Genomic DNA, 18,583 nt, shown 5'->3' with positions numbered 1-18,583 from the left:
AACATCATTTGAGACGAGGCACTTATGGCATTGCTTGCACCACGAAATTTTGCACTATGGATTGCCATGGCAGGTGCCGCGATTGGGACAGGGCTCATGCTATTGGGTTCTCCTTACTGGTTACTGCTAGCGCTGCCCTCTTGGTTGTTGGTGGCGGTCGGGTTTAGAGACCTTCATCAATCACATCACGCGATCCTGCGCAATTACCCCATCATTGGTCATATCCGATTTTTTCTCGAGTTCATCCGGCCTGAGATCAGGCAATATCTACTCGAGAACGATACAGAAGAGGCCCCCTTTGCTAGGGTCAAACGCTCGTTGGCTTATCAACGCGCTAAAAAGGCGAGTGATAAACGCCCGTTTGGTACCCAACTTGATGTGTATGGGGATCGTTATGAGTGGATTAATCATTCAATGGCGCCCACGAAAATAGCCGACATGGATTTTCGCATTACCGTGGGTGGGCCCGCCTGTTTGCAGCCAGTATCACTATCGGTCCTGAATATTTCGGCCATGAGTTTTGGGGCGCTGTCTGCCAATGCGGTACTCGCGCTCAACGAAGGTGCCAAAATCGGCAATTTTGCACACGATACGGGTGAAGGCGGCATCAGCAGTTACCACAAAAAGCCAGGGGGAGACTTAATCTGGAACATCGGTTCAGGCTACTTCGGTTGCCGTGATGAAAACGGCCGATTCTCTGAAACCAATTTCGTCGCTAATGCGAGCTTGCCTCAAGTACGCATGATCGAAATCAAATTGTCTCAAGGGGCAAAACCAGGCCATGGGGGGATTTTACCTGGTGCGAAAGTCACGGCCGAAATCGCGCTCGCCCGTGGTGTCAAAGAGGGTGAAGATTGCAATTCACCAGCGGCTCATACCGAATTCGACAGTCCCAAGGGTTTATTGCAATTCGTGCAGCGATTGCGCGCGCTGAGTGGTGGCAAACCCATTGGGTTTAAATTGTGTATCGGCCACACATGGGAGTGGTTCGGGATCGCCAAGGCCATGGTTGAAACGGGTATTACGCCAGATTTCATTGTTGTTGATGGCGCAGAGGGTGGCACAGGGGCCGCGCCAGTCGAATTCGTTGATCACGTTGGCACACCGCTGAGAGAGGGATTGCGTCTGGTGCACAATACTTTGGTTGGTCTCAATTTGCGGCACCTGATTAAAATCGGTGCCTCCGGTAAGATCGTATCCGCGTTCGACATGGCCTGTATCATGGCTCTTGGGGCAGACTGGTGTAACAGCGCTCGCGCGTTCATGTTTTCAATCGGATGCATTCAGGCACAAGCCTGTCACACCGATCGATGCCCCACCGGCGTGACCACACAGGATCCCCAACGACAAAAAGCACTGGTGGTGGCAGACAAGGCACCTCGTGTCGCCAGCTTTCATCAAAACACACTGCATGCGTTGGGCGAGTTGCTTGCGGCCGCAGGGCTTAAGCATCCAGACGATCTGCACACGCATCACATCGCGCGCCGCATGTCGTCGACGCAAGTCACGCTGCTCTCGTCGATATTTCCATCGATGCCCCCCGGCTCATTGCTCAGAGGCGAACTTCCTACTCGTGTGTTTCAAATTGGCTGGCCCATGGCAAGCGCGGACCGGTTCGCGCCTAACCAAGACTTGGGTGAGTCGTTAGCAAAAGCGCAAACCAACTCAGAACCGGTGATTGCCTGATCATCGCGTTTTATGCACCAACATGGTACTTTTTGCACTACTTGAGGGCGATCTCGAGGCAATTGAAAACGTTTATCGCCGTTTTATCCGTTCTTTCTATGTGACATTATTGTTGCAGCGCACATAGGCAGTCTGGCATGGCTCTTGCTTAGATCGTGACAAGTCAATCAATAATTAGTTTCCGAACTAATGTAATGAGTTTCAATCACTAAAGAGGATCTTCATGTTAACTTGGATAAAACGATCTCTAGCCTTAGCGGCAGTCGCGTTTATGTTGAGCGCGGCTAGTCTTAGCATCGCGCCCGTCGCGCATGCGCAAGACGCTAAACCGGCAGCCACAGCAGCGGCCGTTGCAGCACCTGCAGCCGCCGGCGATGCCGCGGCGGTCACGCCGCCGACCCCCAACAAAGGGGATACCGCATGGATGTTGATCTCAACGGCACTGGTTCTTCTCATGACATTGCCAGGTCTGGCTTTGTTCTACGGCGGCTTAACGCGGGCGAAAAACATCCTGTCGGTCTGCGCTCAGTGTATGGTGATTTTTTCTTTAATTACTGTCCTCTGGTCGATCTATGGCTATAGCCTCGCGTTCACCGAGGGCTCAGCTTGGATCGGAAAATTCGACCGATTATTTCTGGCTGGATTGACGCCGGATACCAATGCAGCCACTTTCAGCAAGGGCGTTGTCATTCCTGAGTTTGTCTTCATGGCGTTTCAGGCGGTCTTTGCAACGATCACATGCTGTCTGATCATCGGTGCTTTTGCTGAGCGTGCCAAGTTTTCTGCAATCCTGTGCTTCATGGTGTTGTGGTTCACCTTCAGCTACCTGCCGATTGCCCACATGGTTTGGTTCTGGCCTGGTCCAGACGACGTCAAAGATGCCGCTTCACTTGATGCGATGACAGCCAAGGCAGGCTGGTTGTTTCAGAAAGGGGTGCTTGATTTCGCCGGTGGTACTGTCGTTCATATCAATGCGGCCATTGCCGGTCTGGTTGGCTCATTTGTGATTGGCAAGCGCCTCGGTTACGGCCGCGAAATCATGAAGCCACACAACATGGTTCATGTCATGACGGGCGCATCGCTACTGTGGTTCGGCTGGTTCGGATTCAACGCTGGCTCAGCGCTTGAAGCCAATGGCACAGCTGCTCTCGCCTTTGTGAACACCTTCTTGGCAACCGCTGCTGCAGTATTAGGCTGGACCTTTGCTGAGTGGATTTCTAAAGGCAAGCCATCCGTGCTGGGTGGTGCATCGGGTTGCGTCGCAGGTTTGGTGGCCATCACCCCCGCTGCTGGTTTTGTCGGCCCGATGGGCGCCCTGGTCATTGGTGCGCTAGCTGGCATTGTTTGTTTATGGGGTGTCAACGGTCTGAAAAAGCTGTTGGGTTCAGACGACTCCTTGGATGTCTTCGGTGTACATGGTGTTGGCGGGATATTGGGTGCCCTTCTAACAGGCGTGTTTGCAGCCCCCTCCTTGGGCGGCACAGGCATCTACGACTACGTCACCAATGCTACTGCCAAAGACTACGACATGCTCGGTCAACTCTGGATTCAGTCCCAAGGCGTCCTGACGACGTTGATCTGGTCAGGTGTGGTCTCGTTCATTGCCTTCAAATTGGTCGATATCGTGATCGGACTGCGTGTCCCAGAGGATGAAGAGCGTGAAGGCCTTGACATCACCTCGCATGGCGAGTCTGCCTACGAAAATTAAGCTTCACCTTAATCAGTTTGCTTTAAGCACGTGCTAAATAACTCCCGGAGCACTCATGCAACTCTTATCGAAATCTGTCACTGTCCTTGCCTTGGCATGCACATTAACGGGCGCGGCTTACACCCAGGTCGCACTGGCGGAAGAACCCGCAGCGGCCCCAAGCCCATTTACGGCCAACGCCTCTGTGGTTAGCGAATACCGGTATCGTGGTCTCTCGCAATCAAACTTTCAACCAGCTGTCCAAGGTGGGTTTGACTACGCGCATGAGAGCGGTTTCTACATCGGCAATTGGAACTCAACCATTAGCTGGATCTCTGATGCCAACAAAGGCACGTCAGCCCCCATCGAAATGGACTTTTATGGTGGCTACAAGCACGACTGGTCTGAGGGTTTCATCGCTGACGTCGGCATCTTGCAATATTATTATCCATCGTCAGGGTATCCGAGTGACGGAGTCAGCCCCAACACCACCGAAGCCTATGCGGCCCAGAACTTTACGTTTGGCCCTCTCACTGGTTACGTCAAGTTTTCGTATTCGCTTAGCACACTGTTCGGAACGGCTAACAGCCGAGGTTCAAAATACGGCGATCTGACCTTAGCCTACGACACTGGCGTATGGGGCTTATCGCTCAACGGCCATGTGGGTTATCAATACTTGGCGGGCGACAACCCTGCAGGCGGATCAAACAGCAGTCTGTACTCCTATACAGACTGGAAACTCGGCGTCACGAAAGACTTCGGCGAAGGCTTCTCTGCCAACGTGAGCTATGTCGGCACAAACGCCAACACGGCAGCTTACACGAGCCCAACTGGTGCCAATCTCGGCAAGGGTGCGGCAGTCTTCGCTGTCACCAAAACGTTTTAAGTTAATACCCACACTAACTCTGTCAACCAGCGATCAAGCTGGTTTACAGGGGAGTGAGAATGCAGATATAGTCCGGATCAGTGCACAAGAGCCCGTTTAAGGACTCGGATCCGGAGACAACAATGATTCAAACATATTTGCGCAACGCTTGCTTACTGTTGAGCCTGTTGTTAACTGGCTTTACGGTTAACGCTCAAGACTGGCCCAGTCGACCGGTCAAAATTGTTTTGCAGTTTCCACCCGGCGGCTCAACCGACGTTGTTGCACGAATCCTCAGTCAGCACATGTCCAAGACACTTGGGCAAGCTGTTCTCGTTGAGAACAAACCGGGTGCAGACGGGGCCATTGCAGGTGAGTATGTGGTTCGGTCCGATCCAGATGGATACACGTTTTTTCTGGCCTCGAATACGCCGATGATGCAGGTGCCTCTGCTCAAGCTCAAGCCACCTTATGACCCAATTAAATCATTTACCCCTGTCTCTTTGATGGGGTATTACGTCTATGTGCTGGTTGCGAGCCCAGCGATCGAGCCAAAGACGGTTGAACAGCTTATTGCATACGGCCGAAAGAACCCGGACAAGTTAAATTACGGCAGCTACAGTAGCGTGACGCAACTCATGCAAAGCTTGTTCAAAACAAACTCACAGGTTGATCTGAATATGATCAACTATAAAGGTGAGGCCCCTACGGTCAGCGATATTCTTGGTCAGCATATTCAATTTACGTTTGCGACACCCACTAGCACGATGTCTCATATCAACGCCGGCAAGTTAAATGCAATGGCAGTGCTGCTTAAAAATCGATCACCATTATTACCCAATGTGCCCACAGCTCAAGAGGCTGGGCTTCCTGCGCTAGACGCGGTGACCTTCGCAGCGTTCTACGGACCTGCCAACCTGCCAGACGCCATTACGCAGCGGATGAGCGCCGCCATTAACGCTGCCATCAAAGATCCGGATGTCGCTGCACAAGTCGCCAAGCAAGGTTTCGACTTGGCAGGTTCAACGCCTGCTGCGCTCGCGTCTTTCACCGCAGAACAATTGGTCTCTTGGAAGCGAGCTTTTGACCGTGCGGGGTTAACCCCTGACTAGCGCGCAGACCGATGAATCCAAAGTGTCGGTTGGTCTGAGTCTATCAACCGACTTGAGGACTAAAGGGATAAATGGGACTGCGGATGTGCTTGAAATCAAAGCGGGCATAGTTTGAACTCGTTGGTCCCCCTTCATCAGAATCACACTCAACGAGTCCTTTACTGATGGGCACGAAAACCGGCCGACAGTAGATACGGGATTTCAATAGAACAAACGACTTGTCTTCTAAGCTAATCCCGCAACTGGTCAGTGTGCCAAGGTCGTAAGGCTCAATCCGCTCAGTTGTGATAACGATTTGCGCCGATCCCGTATCGAGCACGGCCGTCGGGCCCATCTTGGCGATTGCCCCTGTGAAAATCGGACCTGTGACTTTGAAGCTGCCATCAGTGAGCGATCTGACTGTTCCCGTCAGTCTTAATGGTGCGGGTGCTTTACCCAAGCTCAGCCACCCAGCTTTGTTGCCTAAGTCAACCGTCACCGTTGCACCAAGGCCGGCTGATATCATTTGCTGCGCCACCTGAGGATCTGCGATAGGACCAACAGCGATATTCGTGAGCCCGTGGCGCAACGCACCAGCCAACACATCCATGGTGTCGCAAGTGCCGCCAGACATCACGTTGTCACTGTGATCCAGCAAAAGGACAGGGCCAGAGCCTGGGCCCCGTGACAACTCAACAGCTTGCGACAGAGACCGAGCCAAGGGGGCACTTTGGTAGAAGAACCCTTCACGGTGCTTGAGGATCAGCGCTTGGATACCATTAGCGACCTCATCGGCGAGTGGTTGATTGTTATCAGTCACGACCACCACAGACATCCCTGCATCGTGAAAATCAGCGAGTGCAAATCCCGCCAAGACCGATACCGCGAGCACCCCTGGGCGCTGCTCAGCTTTGTGCGCGGCTTCAACAGCCGCTTGCATCGCCCCCTGAGTGGTATTGCTACACAGCGTATGCGACAGCACCGGAATCTGTCGATAGGCCATGATGGGTCTCGTTCGCCCGGCGAACATGTCCAGAAAAATCCGACCCGCATGATCACCGGTCTCAAACATGTCGATATGGGGATAGGTTTTATAGCTCACCATGACGTCGCAATTTGCTGCCATGCGTGGGGTCACGTTGGCATGCAAATCCAGGGCAACAATCAAGGGGGTAGACGGCGCAATTTGCCGGATCCTCGCGAGCAGCTCACCTTCGCCGTCGGGTGCATCTTCAGCGACCATCGCACCATGCAGATCAAGCAAAATCGCGTCACACCCTGGCCGGATAGCATCCACAATTTTGTTGCAGACCGTTTCATAAGCCAATCGAGAAACTGTTTGACTGGGATTAGCCATGGCTGACACGGGCGTCACGACCTGAGCCCCTGTCGAAAGCGCCGTTTTTATCAAAGCACCGACCGCAGTCCGAGCGTGCTGCTCTTGTTGCAGCACCGCCTCGTCCCACAGAGGGTCAAAGGCTTCAAGCGGCGTTGGAATCGGTGAAAACGTGTTCGTCTCGTGCTGAAACCGGGCAACAACAATTCGTTTGGTCATTTTTTACCATCCATAAAATCGCGGCCAGGCGTTAATCTGGCCTGATGCGTCAAGAGCCTGATACTCAGGAAACTGAGCCCCTGTGGCGCAAGCGTGATTGGGAAGAATTCGCAATTGAGTCCCAACAGGCAATCGATCAACGATATCCTTGAGGGGTACATCAGGATTTGAAATGATGCCATGCTCTTGGTTGGCACCGTGCATCACCAACCCTTCTAATGGCTGACCATCGAGTGCGCAGACCTGACCATAGCCAAAGTCATGCCGTTGTTTTTGCGTGCCACGGTCTCGACTCATGGCCATCCAACCGGCATCAACGATGGCCCATCCTTTCTCGGCCTGGTGGCCAATCACCGTTGTCACCACGCTCAGCGCGATTTCACTCAGCTGGCACACGCCAACGTTGTGCATCACCAAGTCAAAGAACACATACACCCCTGCTCTGACTTCAGTGACCCCATCAAGATGGCGAGCCATCAGTGCCGTCGGCGTTGATCCAACGCTCACGGTCGCGCAAGAATAACCGGCTGCGCGCAGCCTGTCAGCCGCATGAACGCACAACCGTCGCTCTTGCTCGGCCATGGCAATGAGTGCCTCAGCGGTGTTTAAGTCATAGCTCGAGCCAGCATGCGTCATCACGCCCGCAATGGTCGCGCCCGGCTGATGCAGGGCCTGTGCCACATCAAGCAGTAATTGCGCATCTGGGGCTACGCCTGATCGGTGACCGTCAGTATCGATTTCAATCAAGACGTTGAATGTCACCCCTTTTGATTGACCGAATTTGCTGATCGCTTGTGCGCACTCAACGCTATCGGTGAGCAACGTGAGATCACAGCCCTTGTCAATTAATGCATAAGCCTGTGCAAGTTTGCTGGGCACCATGCCGACGGCGTAAAGAATGTCGTTGATGCCCGCAGCGAAAAACTGCTCGGCTTCTTTCAGGGTTGAGACGGTGATACCACGAGCCCCCGCTTGTAATTGCATCTTTGTGACTTCGACGCACTTAGTGGTCTTGACGTGGGGCCTGAACTGAATGCCAAAAGCATCAATCTTCTTTTGCATCCGGTCAATATTACGCTGTACGGCCAAGAGATCTATCACGGCTGCCGGGGTGCTCACTTCGTTCAGTTTCATCGGTAAATTAAAAACTCATTCAATACAGTCGTTAAACAATTGAGGCGCCGACGGAGACAGGATCATTGATCAGGACCGTTTGACATGATTACTGACAACATCGAGCACTTGCCGTCCGTTGCTGCTCATTAACTTCGTTCTCACGACGGCGGTCATCCGGCCATGATGAACAACTTTGGAATCCGAAGTAATAGTCTCGCCTTGTCCAGGGCTGATGTAACTGGCGTGAACAGCCGTCATCAGCCAACCCTCACCCAGCGCCGCATTGGCCGTCACCATGGCTTGGGTCAGTGTAATACCGCCCTGTACGTGCCCCACTCGATTGCCGATGTGCGGGCCGTTTTTAATGACACAGTGAGCAGCCCCTTTGATGGCTTCGGGATAAAACCCAAGAAAATGGGTGAGAAAATCACCCCCCTCTTGCGACGAATGATGAAGTGCAACCCTGGCGAGTTTGACAATTTCGGCCTCTGACTCTGTCAACTGCGCAGGGTCAAACACAGACTCAGTCGGCGCCAGCTGTTTGATCCAGGGGATTGGATGCAGTTCAACACCAGGTGGTGGCGGCAAAATCATGAAACTACCTGTACCAAAGCAAACCAATTCTCCATTGGCATGTACCTTGGTACTACTCAAGCCTTCTTTGCCTGCGGCACCAATGACAAACCCCTCTGAGGCACTCGCCACCGTCAATTCACCGTATCGTGGCGCGGACGTTAGCTGCAGGCTCAGCGAAACCGTCGCCAAACGCGTTGAAGGCTCTAAACCAGATCTGATCCCCGTCGCTAAGCCCATATCGGTAATGATGGCGAATGCAGCCACGTGAACTTGCCCGTGCTTGTCGAGCAAATGCTCCCCCAAAGGTAACGTTAGCAGTGATTGCGTGAGTTGTACTTGATTAAATACTTGTCCAACGAAATTACCGACGAAGTGGTAACCCGGATATCGATTAAGCACAATGGCGTGCTTGACCTGCTGCATAATCGGGTGATCGTCTAGCGTTGGGTCAAACATGGGGCTGGCCGCTTCAGGGTTGATGTTTGGCGCAAGCGTCAGGCGACTGCCCTGCTCACACATAGTCTCGTTAGTCTACCCTCGATGAGCGCCTGCGCTTGACCAACAATCCGATTGATCAGCACTTCGCAAGAGGGTATGTCGTTAATCAACCCCTGCACCATGCCGACTGACCAGATACCCCCTTCGGTGTCACCCACTTCGTACACCCCTCGCCCTTTCAGACCGGATACGTGCGGGCCAATCTGCTCGATACCCAAGCCCTCTTTCTCCATGCCAATAATACTTTCAGACAAGGCGGTTCTCGCCACGCGGCTACTATTACGCAAGCTGCGCAAGATCAAGGCAGTGCCGGTTTCGCTGCCAGCAACAATCGCTTGTTTGATATTGTCGTGAATTGGGGCTTCTTTCGTACACATGAAGCGAGTCCCCATATTGATGCCCTCTGCGCCCAGTGCCAGGGCCGCCACCAAACCTCGCCCATCGCCGAATCCACCCGATGCAATCACAGGGATGGTTAACTGTGCAACGGTCGCCGGGATCAGGATGAGCCCCGGAATGTCTTCTTCACCCACATGACCTGCACACTCAAAGCCGTCGATACTGACGATATCCACACCTATCTGTTGCGCCTTTAGTGCGTGACGTGCAGTGGTACATTTGTGAATCACCGTGATGCCTGCCGCCTTGAAGGCGGGCATGTGAGCCGAGGGGTTATTACCCGCTGTCTCAACGATTTTTACGCCCGACTCAATGATCGCTGCCCGATACTCTTCATAGGGAATCGGCTTCAACGAAGGAAGCAGCGTCAGGTTCACCGCAAACGGACGATCCGTCATGCCTTTCACCCGTTCTATCTCAAGGCGTAAGGCGTCAGGTGTTGGCTGCGTTAACCCGGTTAACGTCCCCAAAGCCCCTGCGTTCGAAACGGCGGCGACCAGTTCCGCCCGGCCAACCCATTGCATTCCACCTTGCACGATAGGATGCTCAATACCCAACATTTTTGTGATGACAGTTTGCATGATTTAAGTGACTACCGGTGAAAGATGAGGATGATAATTGAGAACCTCAGCATCGCTCAGAGGACGATATTCAGTGCACGTGGGACTCATCGTCAACTTCGCCCCTGTGAGTGATTGCAAGGACTCGAAATCAATATCAGCGGCCATGCGCTGAACGACTAAACCTTGCTCAGTGACCAGGATGAGCGCCAAATTCGTATAGATGCGACTCACACACTGTGATGCAGTGAGCGGGTAAGTGCAGCGCTCAAGAATTCGAGGCGAACCGTCTTTCTGACAATGCTCCATCAGCACCCAGACATGCGGTGTACCCGCGGCGAGATCCATCGCACCGCCGACTGCGGGCGTATGGGACGAGTCACCCGTTGACCAGTTTGCGAGGTCGCCGTTGGCAGCTACCTGAAATGCGCCCAAGCAAGAGATATCGACATGCCCACCGCGAATCATCAAGAACGAATCGCTGTGACTAAATATCGACGCACCTTTGACTAAAGTCACAGGTGTCTTGCCCGCGCTGATCACGTCATCGTCCTCAAATCCGGGCTCAGGCTTGGGCCCCAGACCGAGCATCCCCTGTTCACTGTGCAACATGATTTCGCGATTGACCGGAACGTAATCCGCCATCATCGTTGGCAGACCGATCCCCAAATTGACACAACTGCCATCTGGCATATCTTGCGCGGCAATTTGCGCAAACGTCTGACGACTCAACCCTTTCATGGTCTGACCTCCACCAGTCGATCAATAAACAAGCCCGGTGTGACGATCACCTCTGGGTCTAAAGCACCGAGCTCAACGATTTCACGCACTTGTGCAATAGCCAGCTTGGCCGCGCCCGCCATCACCGGGTTATTGACTCGTGCGCCGCGGTGATAGACCAGATTACCCCAGCGGTCACCCTGTTTGGCGTTAATCAGGGCCACATCCCCAGTGATGGGCTCTTCAAGTACATAAACTTGCCCTCGTATCAGACGCGTCTCTTTGCCTTTGGCCAGGTCGGTGCCGGCAGACGTCTTAGTAAAGAAGCCACCAATCCCAGCCGCGCCTGCACGTATCCGTTCAGCCAGCGTGCCTTGTGGAACGAGTTCAAGTTCTATTCGGCCCGCCGTGTACTCGCTATCGAACGCTGTTTTTCCAAAGATGCTTCTCGGATAAGACGACACCACTTTGCGAATCCGTCCCGCCTTGATGAGGTTCTCGATGACGTCGCCCCCACCGGTCGCGGTATTGGCGACGATGGTCAAATCTTTGACACCCAGTTCTAACAAACCTTCACACAATTGACCGGGGCGACCAGACACCCCGAACCCGCCAATTAAAATGACAGCCCCATCTTTGATCCCTTGCATTGCCTGAGCGATTGTGTCGACACGTTTATCTATCATGATGATGAGCGACCTTGATCAAAACGAGGTGCGCGCTTCTCGACATAGGCTTGCGTCGCCTCTTTGTGATCCGCCGTGTCAGTGCAGCGCACATGCCTGATCGCCTCGTGATCGAGCAGATCCGACAACGAGGCGTCGAGCGCGTAGTTCAAGTTTGCTTTCATGTGTCCAATCGCCGCTCTAGGGCCGTCAGCAAACTTCTTGGCTAGCGTTTTGACGGTAGCCTGCAAGGCATCGGGTTCAACCAATTGATGGATGAGCCCAATATTGAGTGCCTCTTGCCCGGTCAACAGCGGAGATAACATGTACAGTTCGCGTGCTTTTGCAGCACCGACTAAACGAGGCAAAAAGTAATGTCCACCGAAATCGCCTGGCAAACCCACCTTGATAAACGCAGTCGTGAATTTCGACGTCGTATCAGCAATTCGAATATCGCAGGCCATCGCGAGCGATAGCCCAGCCCCTGCTGCGGCCCCGCTCATCATGGCAATGGTCGGCTTTGGCATTTTATGCAACAGCTCGGTCACTTGATTTTTACTGCGCAACTGGGCGACTTTATCTTCAAACGTTAATGCCCCCACGCCAGGACCGGCCATACGGGCAACATCACCTCCCGCACAAAAAGCACCGCCCGATCCCGTCAGGACCACCGCGCCCACCCCGCTGTCGGTTGAGGCGTCCAACAATGCCTGTTTAAACAAATCATGCATTTCTGGGCTTAAGGCATTGCGCCGCTCGGGTCTGTTCAGCGTGATGGTGAGTATCCCGCTTTCAAGGTGCGTCAGTAGGTGTGCAGACTGATCTGAACTGCTGTGCGTCATTTTGTCTCGTCCTTATTTTATTTTCTTGTGATTCTCTTTGAATGGATCACATAGGCATTTATATAGCATGACAGGGTACCCGTTCGGGGCTGCCCACTGGATCTTACTCAAATTTTGTTGAAGACAAGCCCATTCTCCACCTCTGCCTTGGCTTCAAGCTGTTTGCCTTTTCCGCCTGTCGACCTACTTTGCCACAAGGACACATTCACACGTCACAAGCACAGGGTTGATATGCCGAGCAATACGACCCCTATTCACATTGCTGGTGTAATCCACGAGGGCGATATCGATGTCTGCGCGAAGATTGCCGTCCGTGTCAGCCGCAACGCGTCCCCGCTCGATCAATAGCTCAGTCGCAAGCTGCTCGACCTGTCTGCCGTCAGCGAAGTCTGCGCAAATCAAACTACCGACTCCGCCATAAATCTGAGCCTCTCGCCAGTGGTGTGCAGCACACAACTGTTCAAGTGTTTCGCACAGATCTTGATTGGGGACGGCACGAACAATCAGACCCTGCTGCTTCTCCTGAGCTGGCCAGTCGACGAGTGGTCGACAGTCAAGCCTTCGAGGTTTAAACAAAGAGAAATTCGTTTCGGTGTCAAAGGCAACCTCGAAACGGACTGACTCGATTAAGCAAATTTCTGCCTGGATCGCACTGGCGACCAGAATTTCATCGGGCACCAAGTGCCCGCAACGCCTGCTGCCGTCGGGCGCTAGCCAGATTGCGTGGCAGTGCAACCAAGGAGCACCATCCCTATGCCCAAACGTAATGGTGGCAATTTCCAGGTCGACCGCATCTGTGTCGACGATTTTCTCGCTAAAGAAAACCGCGTGCTCGGGGTGATCCGATAGTGCTGGCAGGTGATAGCAAAAACGACTAAACCCCCCGCCCGTTAACCTCAGAACCGCACTATCACTGTCAAATCGGCCAAGCGCAGCAGCCACACTGTCCAATAAGGTTAGCCCTTCGGTTAACTCAGCGTGCACGATTCGGACGTTACTCAGTAAAGCCGTCGAGGTGTTGTCAACGGCTGGTCCGGGATGTTTGATTTGTCTCATCGTCTTATTATGCAGACCTTATGGTCGCTGCCAATTCAGTGATCGTCAAGGCCAATACTAGAATACTATTTACAATTCGACCATCCCCATGACTGTAAACGTGACCTATGAACTTCACTTTGACCGAAGCGCAAAAAGATCTGCAAGACCGTACCAAAGCGTTTATTGCAGAGAAAATCATTCCGTACGAGACAGATCCGAGGGTGACGGCACACGGACCGAGTGAGGACTTGAGGCAAGAACTCATCGCACTTGCTCGGCAAGCGGGTCTGTTGACCCCGCACGCATCACAAGAGCTGGGTGGATTGGGATTAAGTCACATCGACAAAGCCATTGTTTTCGAAGAAGCCGGTTACTCAACGCTCGGCCCCACTGCCATGAATATTCATGCCCCAGATGAGGGCAATATACATTTGATGGAAATCGTTGCGACCGAGGCGCAAAAAGAACGCTGGTTGCGACCTCAAGTCGAAGGCCGAACCCGATCTTGTTTTGCCATGACCGAGCCGTCACCGGGCGCCGGCGCCGATCCGTCCATGATGACCACCACCGCAGTCAAGGACGGTGACAATTACATCATCAACGGCACAAAATGGTTCATCACGGGAGGCGAAGGCGCTTCGTATTGCATCATCATGGCGAAGCTCGAAGACGGTTCTGCCACGATGTTTTTAAGTGATATGGATCGACCTGGCATACAGGTCGTTCGGAGTATGGACTCGATGGATGCCTGTTTTTCAGGTGGACACGTCGTGATGGAATTCAAAGATGTCAGAATTCCCGCAACCGATGTATTGGGAGAGGTAGGCAAGGGCTTTCGGTACGCCCAAATTCGGCTGGCCCCTGCTCGCTTGACGCACTGTATGAGGTGGCTAGGTCAGGCAAGACGCGCCCATGACATCGCCGTTGACTATGCGAGCAAACGAGAGGCATTTGGTCGTATTCTGGGCAAACACGAAGGCGTTGGTTTTATGCTGGCTGACAATGACATGGACATCACCACAGCTCGACTTCATATTTGGCATACGGCGTGGTTATTAGATCAAGGCCAAACCTGTAATTTCGAATCAAGCCGCGCCAAAGTCATCTGCTCTGAGGCCGAATGGCGAGTGATCGATCGATGTGTACAAGTGCTCGGCGGTCAAGGTGTCACTGGCGAAAAGATCTTGTCTCGTATTTTTATGGATATGCGTGGATTCAGGATTTATGACGGTCCAAATGAGGTTCATCGCTGGAGCATGGCGCGCAAGATCATTGAGGCAGGGGTTCGGCCATGAGTTCAGCCATACCCTCCCGCCAATCAAATCCACAGACACTTTTTGACTTGACAGGAAAAGTTGCTCTGATGACAGGTGCTTCAAGCGGCATCGGTCGCCATCTCGCTCAAACGCTCGCAGCGGCGGGCGCCGAGGTGATCGTCGCCGCGCGGCGCGTCGACAAGCTGCAGGCCTTGGTCAAAGAGATTGAAGCCGCTGGCGGGCATGCTCATGCGGTTGCTCTGGATGTATCGAACGCCGACAGTGTGCGTCACTGTTTTGATGAAATAGAGACACGCATTGGTGCCCCGGATATTGTCGTGAGCAACGCAGGCACAACGGTGGCCAAGCCCTTGTTGGATCAAACCGAAGCAGATTGGGATCATGTGATTGATACAAATCTGAAAGGCGTCTGGTTGGTCGACACAGAGGCCGCACGCAGGATGATCAAACACGGCAAAGGCGGCAGCATTATCAACGTCGCATCCATTTTGGGCGAACGGGTCGCTGGCGCTGTGATTGCGTACACCACTTCGAAAGCAGGCGTCGTGCAAGCGACTAAGGCCATGGCGCTTGAGTTAGCTCGCCATCAAATCAGGGTCAACGCGCTTTTACCTGGGTATGTGGCAACCGATCTCAACAGCGATTTTCTGCAAAGCGATGCCGGGCAAAAGCTCATGTCTAGAATCCCTGGGCGCCGTTTCTGCCAGATGTCTGATCTTGAAGGCCCGCTCATGTTGCTAGCCTCCGACGCAAGCCTCGCCATGACGGGGACGAGCCTCGCCGTCGACTGGGGTCACCTTGTGAGTAGTTTGTAATGAGTTCAGTTATTTCCGCAGGCAACAACATCGACGTTGATGCGCTGGCGAATTGGATGCACGCTCAAGGGCTGATCGATCAGCTTGCCTTATCGGCTTCTCAATTGACCGGCGGGCAGTCCAATCCCACCTTTCGCATTAAGTCAGGCTCACAACAGTATGTTTTGCGAAAAAAGCCCTCTGGGCCATTGGTACCGTCGGCGCACGCAGTGGATCGCGAGTATCGCGTGATCCGTGCGCTGCAAGGCAGTGATGTGCCCGTGCCAAAAGTGTACGCCTTCAGTGACGATGATTCGATTATCGGCACGCCCTTCTATCTGATGGAATTTCTGGATGGACGCGTGATGCTGGATCAGTCGTTACCGGATATGAATCAGCGCGAGCGAGGAGACGTATACGCCGAAATGAACCGCGTGATTGCCGCCTTGCATCAAGTTGACCCGAACGCAGTTGGACTCGATACGTTTGGTAAGGCGGGAAATTATTTTGCCAGGCAGATTACTCGCTGGGGTCGAAGCTACAAAGAGGCGCCTGCAGAAGATATTCCCGCCATGTATGCATTGATTGACTTGCTTCCTCAGCTGATTCCCGAGGGTGAGGTCACTCGTATCGTACATGGTGACTTTCGTCTTGATAATCTGGTATTTCACCCGACTGAGCCGCGTGCCATTGGATTGCTTGATTGGGAGTTATCGACCTTAGGCCACCCCTTGGCCGATTTCTCGTATCACTGCATGAGCTGGCATGTCGCGCCGACGTTATGGCGAGGCATAGGTGGTTTAGACCTTGACGCTCTGGGTATTCCGCAAGAGAAAGCATATCTGCAGCGTTACCTAGACGCCACTGGGTTTACCGGACAGGAGCACTGGGACTTCTATATGGCTTACAACTTGTTTCGAATGGGTGCCATTCTGCAAGGCATTTTGCGCCGGGCGATGGATGGTACCGCTGCCGCGCCGGACGCGATCGAAACAGGTAGAAAAGGCCGTGCACTGGCTGAACTTGCTTTGCAGTATGCCCATCGTTATCAGCAACGCCATGTATAAGCGCTGGCATAAATTGCAAGTCTTGAAGGCATGCGTTATCGCAATAGGTTTTTTTACTATTCAACAGACAGTGGCGGCAGGCCTCTCGCCCAGCACCCTGAATAACATCAGAAGCACGGGCCAAATACGGCTAGGGGTTCGCGAATCGGCGCCGCCCTTTAGTTACACGCTCGGCCACAATGAGTTCGTCGGATTTTCGGTAGACTTGATGATGAGGGTAGTCGACGATCTCAAAGCACAACTTAAAATGCCTGATCTCAAATACCGTTTCGTTGAGTTCTCTCCGCAAGATCGCACCGCTTTGATTCAAAGCGGTCGGATTGATCTTGAATGTTCGAGTACATCGATCACCCCTGAACGTCAGCGCCAAGTCTCCTTTTCGTCGCCCTTCTTTGTATCCAGCAGTCGCCTTTTGGTGGCATACGATTCTGACATTCAAAGCATTCAAGATCTGACCGACAAGAAGCTGGCGACCACCTCGGGGACAACCTCAGAGCGGTTAAGCCATCAATACAATCGAAATACCAGTAACAAGATCAACATCATCACGGCTCGGGACAATGCCGAGGCTTTTCGTTTACTCGAAAGTAATCGCGCCGACGCTTTCATGATGGACGAATCCGTTCTTTTGGGTGAACGGGCGACCGCGAAGCATCCCAACAAGTGGATTTTGGTTGGTGAACCATTATCAAAAGAGCTCTATGGGTGCATGCTCGCCACAGACGACGGCGACTTCAAAGCGATCGTTGACCGCAGTTTGGCTGACATCATGCACTCAGATGAAATCAATGTTCTTTACAAAAAATGGTTTGAACGCCCTATCCCCCCTAACAACGTGTCACTTGAGACCCCAATGTCTACCGAGTTGAAAACGCTGTATGCGAAGTCAGCAGATAAGGCCAGTCACTAGCCGAACCCTTTGTACTTGTTTCTGTGTTGTGTTTGGCCTTGCCAGCCACGGTATCATTCTCATTGAACTCCATATCAGGATTGCGCATGATCAAAGATTTACCAGATTGGCAACAGTCTCCAGGTCAGATTGGTGCATCACTTAGTACCGTCGATACGCCGGCATTGATCATTGATCTGGACGCTTTGGAGTTCAACTTGGCAAACGTACACGCACGTGTGCATGCCGCTGGTGCTCGCATCAGAGCTCATGCAAAGGCACATAAATCTGTTGACATTGCCAAACGTCAGATCGCCGCAGGGGCAATCGGCATCTGCTGTCAGAAGGCCAGCGAAGCTCAAGTTTTCGTCGAAGCGGGTATTCAAGATGTCATGATTTCGAATGAAATTTATGGCAAAAGCAAAGCAGATCGAGTGGCACGTTTGGCGAAATACGCCAAGATCAGTATTTGTGTCGATGCACTCGAACAAATTGACCAATTAGCGCAAGCGGCCCAAACGCATCAGACCAATATCGACATGTTTGTCGAAATCGATGTGGGACAGGGACGATGTGGCGTTAAGACGCCAGAAGCAGCGCTTGCGCTCGCCAGAAGCATCGTGTCGTACACACCCCATCTACGTCTCGTTGGCATTCAGGCTTATGGCGGTTCGGCGCAACACTTCAGATCACCGGCAGATCGACAAAACGCCGTGTTTGCGTCGGCCGAAAAGGTCAAACAAACCCTCAAGCTCCTGCAATCAGAGGGTCACGAGATTCGGACGGTTGCAGGTGGCGGCACCGGTACCTACGAACTCGAGTCGAACTCCGGCGTCTATAACGAAGTACAGCCTGGGTCATATGTCTTGATGGATGGGGACTACTCCGCCAATACGCTCGCCGAGAATGCCCCAGCACTTCAACACGCCCTGTATGGCCTATGCACCGTCATCAGCGTGTCGGACAAGCAGGCAGTGCTTGATGGAGGCTTGAAAGCCTTCGCCACGGATAGCGGATTGCCCAACATGGTACTTCCTGGGTGGTCGGTGAAATCCATCTCTGATGAACACATGGTCATTGTTCACGAACCAGAGACCGAGCCTTTACAAATCGGCGATAAAGTCAGACTCATTCCCGGCCACTGCGACCCTACCGTCAACTTACACAATTGGTTAATTGCCATACGTGGCCAAATCATCGAAGAGGTCTGGCCTGTTAGTGCCCGAGGCGCTTTGTTCTGAGGGACAAGCACTCGACT

Annotated in this window: 17 protein-coding genes; 9 read left to right on the top strand and 8 right to left on the bottom strand. The window is 53.0% G+C overall.

Annotation, left to right across the window (positions count from 1 at the left end; genetic code table 11):
* The first annotated feature begins 24 nt into the window (after nucleotides 1–24).
* The 4 genes from AC1W8Y_RS10635 (at nucleotide 25) to AC1W8Y_RS10620 (ending at nucleotide 5,350) form a co-directional block, all read left to right on the top strand.
* Nucleotides 25–1,686, top strand: coding sequence for an FMN-binding glutamate synthase family protein (locus AC1W8Y_RS10635; RefSeq protein ID WP_482014457.1), 1,662 nt, complete (start codon nucleotides 25–27; stop codon nucleotides 1,684–1,686).
* A 223-nt stretch (nucleotides 1,687–1,909) separates the two neighbouring features.
* Nucleotides 1,910–3,394, top strand: coding sequence for an ammonium transporter (locus tag AC1W8Y_RS10630; RefSeq protein ID WP_482014456.1), 1,485 nt, complete (start codon nucleotides 1,910–1,912; stop codon nucleotides 3,392–3,394).
* Between the two features lie 55 nt (nucleotides 3,395–3,449).
* Nucleotides 3,450–4,259, top strand: a complete 810-nt coding sequence (locus AC1W8Y_RS10625; protein ID WP_482014455.1) for a TorF family putative porin — start codon at nucleotides 3,450–3,452, stop codon at nucleotides 4,257–4,259.
* Nucleotides 4,260–4,381: 122 nt separating this feature from the next.
* Nucleotides 4,382–5,350 carry a Bug family tripartite tricarboxylate transporter substrate binding protein gene (locus AC1W8Y_RS10620; protein WP_482014454.1) on the top strand — a complete coding sequence of 323 codons (969 nt, stop codon included), beginning with the start codon at nucleotides 4,382–4,384 and terminating at the stop codon, nucleotides 5,348–5,350.
* Nucleotides 5,351–5,393: 43 nt separating this feature from the next.
* On the opposite strand, the gene AC1W8Y_RS10615 is transcribed toward AC1W8Y_RS10620, so the two are convergent.
* The 8 genes from AC1W8Y_RS10615 to AC1W8Y_RS10580 form a co-directional block, all read right to left on the bottom strand.
* Complete coding sequence (locus AC1W8Y_RS10615; protein ID WP_482014453.1) at nucleotides 5,394–6,884, bottom strand: M81 family metallopeptidase; 1,491 nt, start codon at nucleotides 6,882–6,884, stop codon at nucleotides 5,394–5,396.
* Nucleotides 6,885–6,887: 3 nt separating this feature from the next.
* Entirely contained in the window at nucleotides 6,888–8,018 is a 1,131-nt protein-coding gene (locus tag AC1W8Y_RS10610; RefSeq protein ID WP_482014452.1) for a DSD1 family PLP-dependent enzyme, read from the bottom strand.
* 69 nt (nucleotides 8,019–8,087) lie between these two features.
* On the bottom strand, nucleotides 8,088–9,095 hold the full coding sequence (locus AC1W8Y_RS10605) for a hypothetical protein (RefSeq protein WP_482014451.1): 1,008 nt from the start codon (nucleotides 9,093–9,095) through the stop codon (nucleotides 8,088–8,090).
* The gene (locus AC1W8Y_RS10600; RefSeq protein WP_482014450.1) at nucleotides 9,071–10,054 is read right to left on the bottom strand and encodes an NAD(P)H-dependent flavin oxidoreductase; all 984 of its coding nucleotides are present in this window, start codon (nucleotides 10,052–10,054) and stop codon (nucleotides 9,071–9,073) included. The genes AC1W8Y_RS10605 and AC1W8Y_RS10600 overlap by 25 nt, the downstream gene beginning before the upstream one ends.
* A gap of 3 nt (nucleotides 10,055–10,057) precedes the next feature.
* Nucleotides 10,058–10,774 carry a 3-oxoacid CoA-transferase subunit B gene (locus AC1W8Y_RS10595; RefSeq protein ID WP_482014449.1) on the bottom strand — a complete coding sequence of 239 codons (717 nt, stop codon included), beginning with the start codon at nucleotides 10,772–10,774 and terminating at the stop codon, nucleotides 10,058–10,060.
* The gene (locus tag AC1W8Y_RS10590; RefSeq protein WP_482014448.1) at nucleotides 10,771–11,439 is read right to left on the bottom strand and encodes a 3-oxoacid CoA-transferase subunit A; all 669 of its coding nucleotides are present in this window, start codon (nucleotides 11,437–11,439) and stop codon (nucleotides 10,771–10,773) included. The genes AC1W8Y_RS10595 and AC1W8Y_RS10590 overlap by 4 nt, the downstream gene beginning before the upstream one ends.
* Complete coding sequence (locus AC1W8Y_RS10585; protein ID WP_482014447.1) at nucleotides 11,436–12,260, bottom strand: enoyl-CoA hydratase; 825 nt, start codon at nucleotides 12,258–12,260, stop codon at nucleotides 11,436–11,438. The genes AC1W8Y_RS10590 and AC1W8Y_RS10585 overlap by 4 nt, the downstream gene beginning before the upstream one ends.
* A gap of 183 nt (nucleotides 12,261–12,443) precedes the next feature.
* Nucleotides 12,444–13,316 (bottom strand): PPC domain-containing DNA-binding protein, encoded by an 873-nt coding sequence (locus AC1W8Y_RS10580; RefSeq protein ID WP_482014446.1) that lies wholly within the window; start codon nucleotides 13,314–13,316, stop codon nucleotides 12,444–12,446.
* Between the two features lie 107 nt (nucleotides 13,317–13,423).
* Here AC1W8Y_RS10580 and AC1W8Y_RS10575 point away from each other — a divergent pair, with 107 nt between their 5' ends.
* The 5 genes from AC1W8Y_RS10575 (at nucleotide 13,424) to AC1W8Y_RS10555 (ending at nucleotide 18,566) form a co-directional block, all read left to right on the top strand.
* A complete protein-coding gene (locus AC1W8Y_RS10575) occupies nucleotides 13,424–14,593 on the top strand; it encodes an acyl-CoA dehydrogenase family protein (protein ID WP_482014445.1) in 1,170 nt (389 codons plus the stop codon).
* Complete coding sequence (locus AC1W8Y_RS10570) at nucleotides 14,590–15,390, top strand: SDR family NAD(P)-dependent oxidoreductase (RefSeq protein ID WP_482014444.1); 801 nt, start codon at nucleotides 14,590–14,592, stop codon at nucleotides 15,388–15,390. The genes AC1W8Y_RS10575 and AC1W8Y_RS10570 overlap by 4 nt, the downstream gene beginning before the upstream one ends.
* Nucleotides 15,390–16,436 carry a phosphotransferase gene (locus AC1W8Y_RS10565; protein ID WP_482014443.1) on the top strand — a complete coding sequence of 349 codons (1,047 nt, stop codon included), beginning with the start codon at nucleotides 15,390–15,392 and terminating at the stop codon, nucleotides 16,434–16,436. The genes AC1W8Y_RS10570 and AC1W8Y_RS10565 overlap by 1 nt, the downstream gene beginning before the upstream one ends.
* The gene (locus tag AC1W8Y_RS10560; protein WP_482014442.1) at nucleotides 16,405–17,346 is read left to right on the top strand and encodes an amino acid ABC transporter substrate-binding protein; all 942 of its coding nucleotides are present in this window, start codon (nucleotides 16,405–16,407) and stop codon (nucleotides 17,344–17,346) included. Before AC1W8Y_RS10565 ends, AC1W8Y_RS10560 begins: the two co-directional genes overlap by 32 nt.
* 86 nt (nucleotides 17,347–17,432) lie before the next feature.
* Nucleotides 17,433–18,566: a DSD1 family PLP-dependent enzyme gene (locus AC1W8Y_RS10555; RefSeq protein ID WP_482014441.1), complete on the top strand. Its 1,134-nt coding sequence runs from the start codon at nucleotides 17,433–17,435 to the stop codon at nucleotides 18,564–18,566.
* Nucleotides 18,567–18,583 lie beyond the last annotated feature (17 nt).

It is taken from the genome of Jezberella sp. (assembly GCF_964834465.1).
Note: the sequence above shows the minus strand (reverse complement) of the source record. Positions and strands in the feature narration are given on the sequence as shown.

Coding starts and splice junctions, on each gene's coding strand:
- AC1W8Y_RS10585 (WP_482014447.1), bottom strand. CDS start 12,260: ATGACGCACAGCAGTTCAGATCAGTCTGCACACCTACTGACGCACCTT.
- AC1W8Y_RS10590 (WP_482014448.1), bottom strand. CDS start 11,439: ATGATAGATAAACGTGTCGACACAATCGCTCAGGCAATGCAAGGGATC.
- AC1W8Y_RS10575 (WP_482014445.1), top strand. CDS start 13,424: ATGAACTTCACTTTGACCGAAGCGCAAAAAGATCTGCAAGACCGTACC.
- AC1W8Y_RS10565 (WP_482014443.1), top strand. CDS start 15,390: ATGAGTTCAGTTATTTCCGCAGGCAACAACATCGACGTTGATGCGCTG.
- AC1W8Y_RS10555 (WP_482014441.1), top strand. CDS start 17,433: ATGATCAAAGATTTACCAGATTGGCAACAGTCTCCAGGTCAGATTGGT.
- AC1W8Y_RS10630 (WP_482014456.1), top strand. CDS start 1,910: ATGTTAACTTGGATAAAACGATCTCTAGCCTTAGCGGCAGTCGCGTTT.
- AC1W8Y_RS10600 (WP_482014450.1), bottom strand. CDS start 10,054: ATGCAAACTGTCATCACAAAAATGTTGGGTATTGAGCATCCTATCGTG.
- AC1W8Y_RS10560 (WP_482014442.1), top strand. CDS start 16,405: ATGCCCATCGTTATCAGCAACGCCATGTATAAGCGCTGGCATAAATTG.
- AC1W8Y_RS10615 (WP_482014453.1), bottom strand. CDS start 6,884: ATGACCAAACGAATTGTTGTTGCCCGGTTTCAGCACGAGACGAACACG.
- AC1W8Y_RS10595 (WP_482014449.1), bottom strand. CDS start 10,774: ATGAAAGGGTTGAGTCGTCAGACGTTTGCGCAAATTGCCGCGCAAGAT.
- AC1W8Y_RS10605 (WP_482014451.1), bottom strand. CDS start 9,095: ATGTGTGAGCAGGGCAGTCGCCTGACGCTTGCGCCAAACATCAACCCT.
- AC1W8Y_RS10610 (WP_482014452.1), bottom strand. CDS start 8,018: ATGAAACTGAACGAAGTGAGCACCCCGGCAGCCGTGATAGATCTCTTG.
- AC1W8Y_RS10580 (WP_482014446.1), bottom strand. CDS start 13,316: ATGAGACAAATCAAACATCCCGGACCAGCCGTTGACAACACCTCGACG.
- AC1W8Y_RS10620 (WP_482014454.1), top strand. CDS start 4,382: ATGATTCAAACATATTTGCGCAACGCTTGCTTACTGTTGAGCCTGTTG.
- AC1W8Y_RS10570 (WP_482014444.1), top strand. CDS start 14,590: ATGAGTTCAGCCATACCCTCCCGCCAATCAAATCCACAGACACTTTTT.
- AC1W8Y_RS10635 (WP_482014457.1), top strand. CDS start 25: ATGGCATTGCTTGCACCACGAAATTTTGCACTATGGATTGCCATGGCA.
- AC1W8Y_RS10625 (WP_482014455.1), top strand. CDS start 3,450: ATGCAACTCTTATCGAAATCTGTCACTGTCCTTGCCTTGGCATGCACA.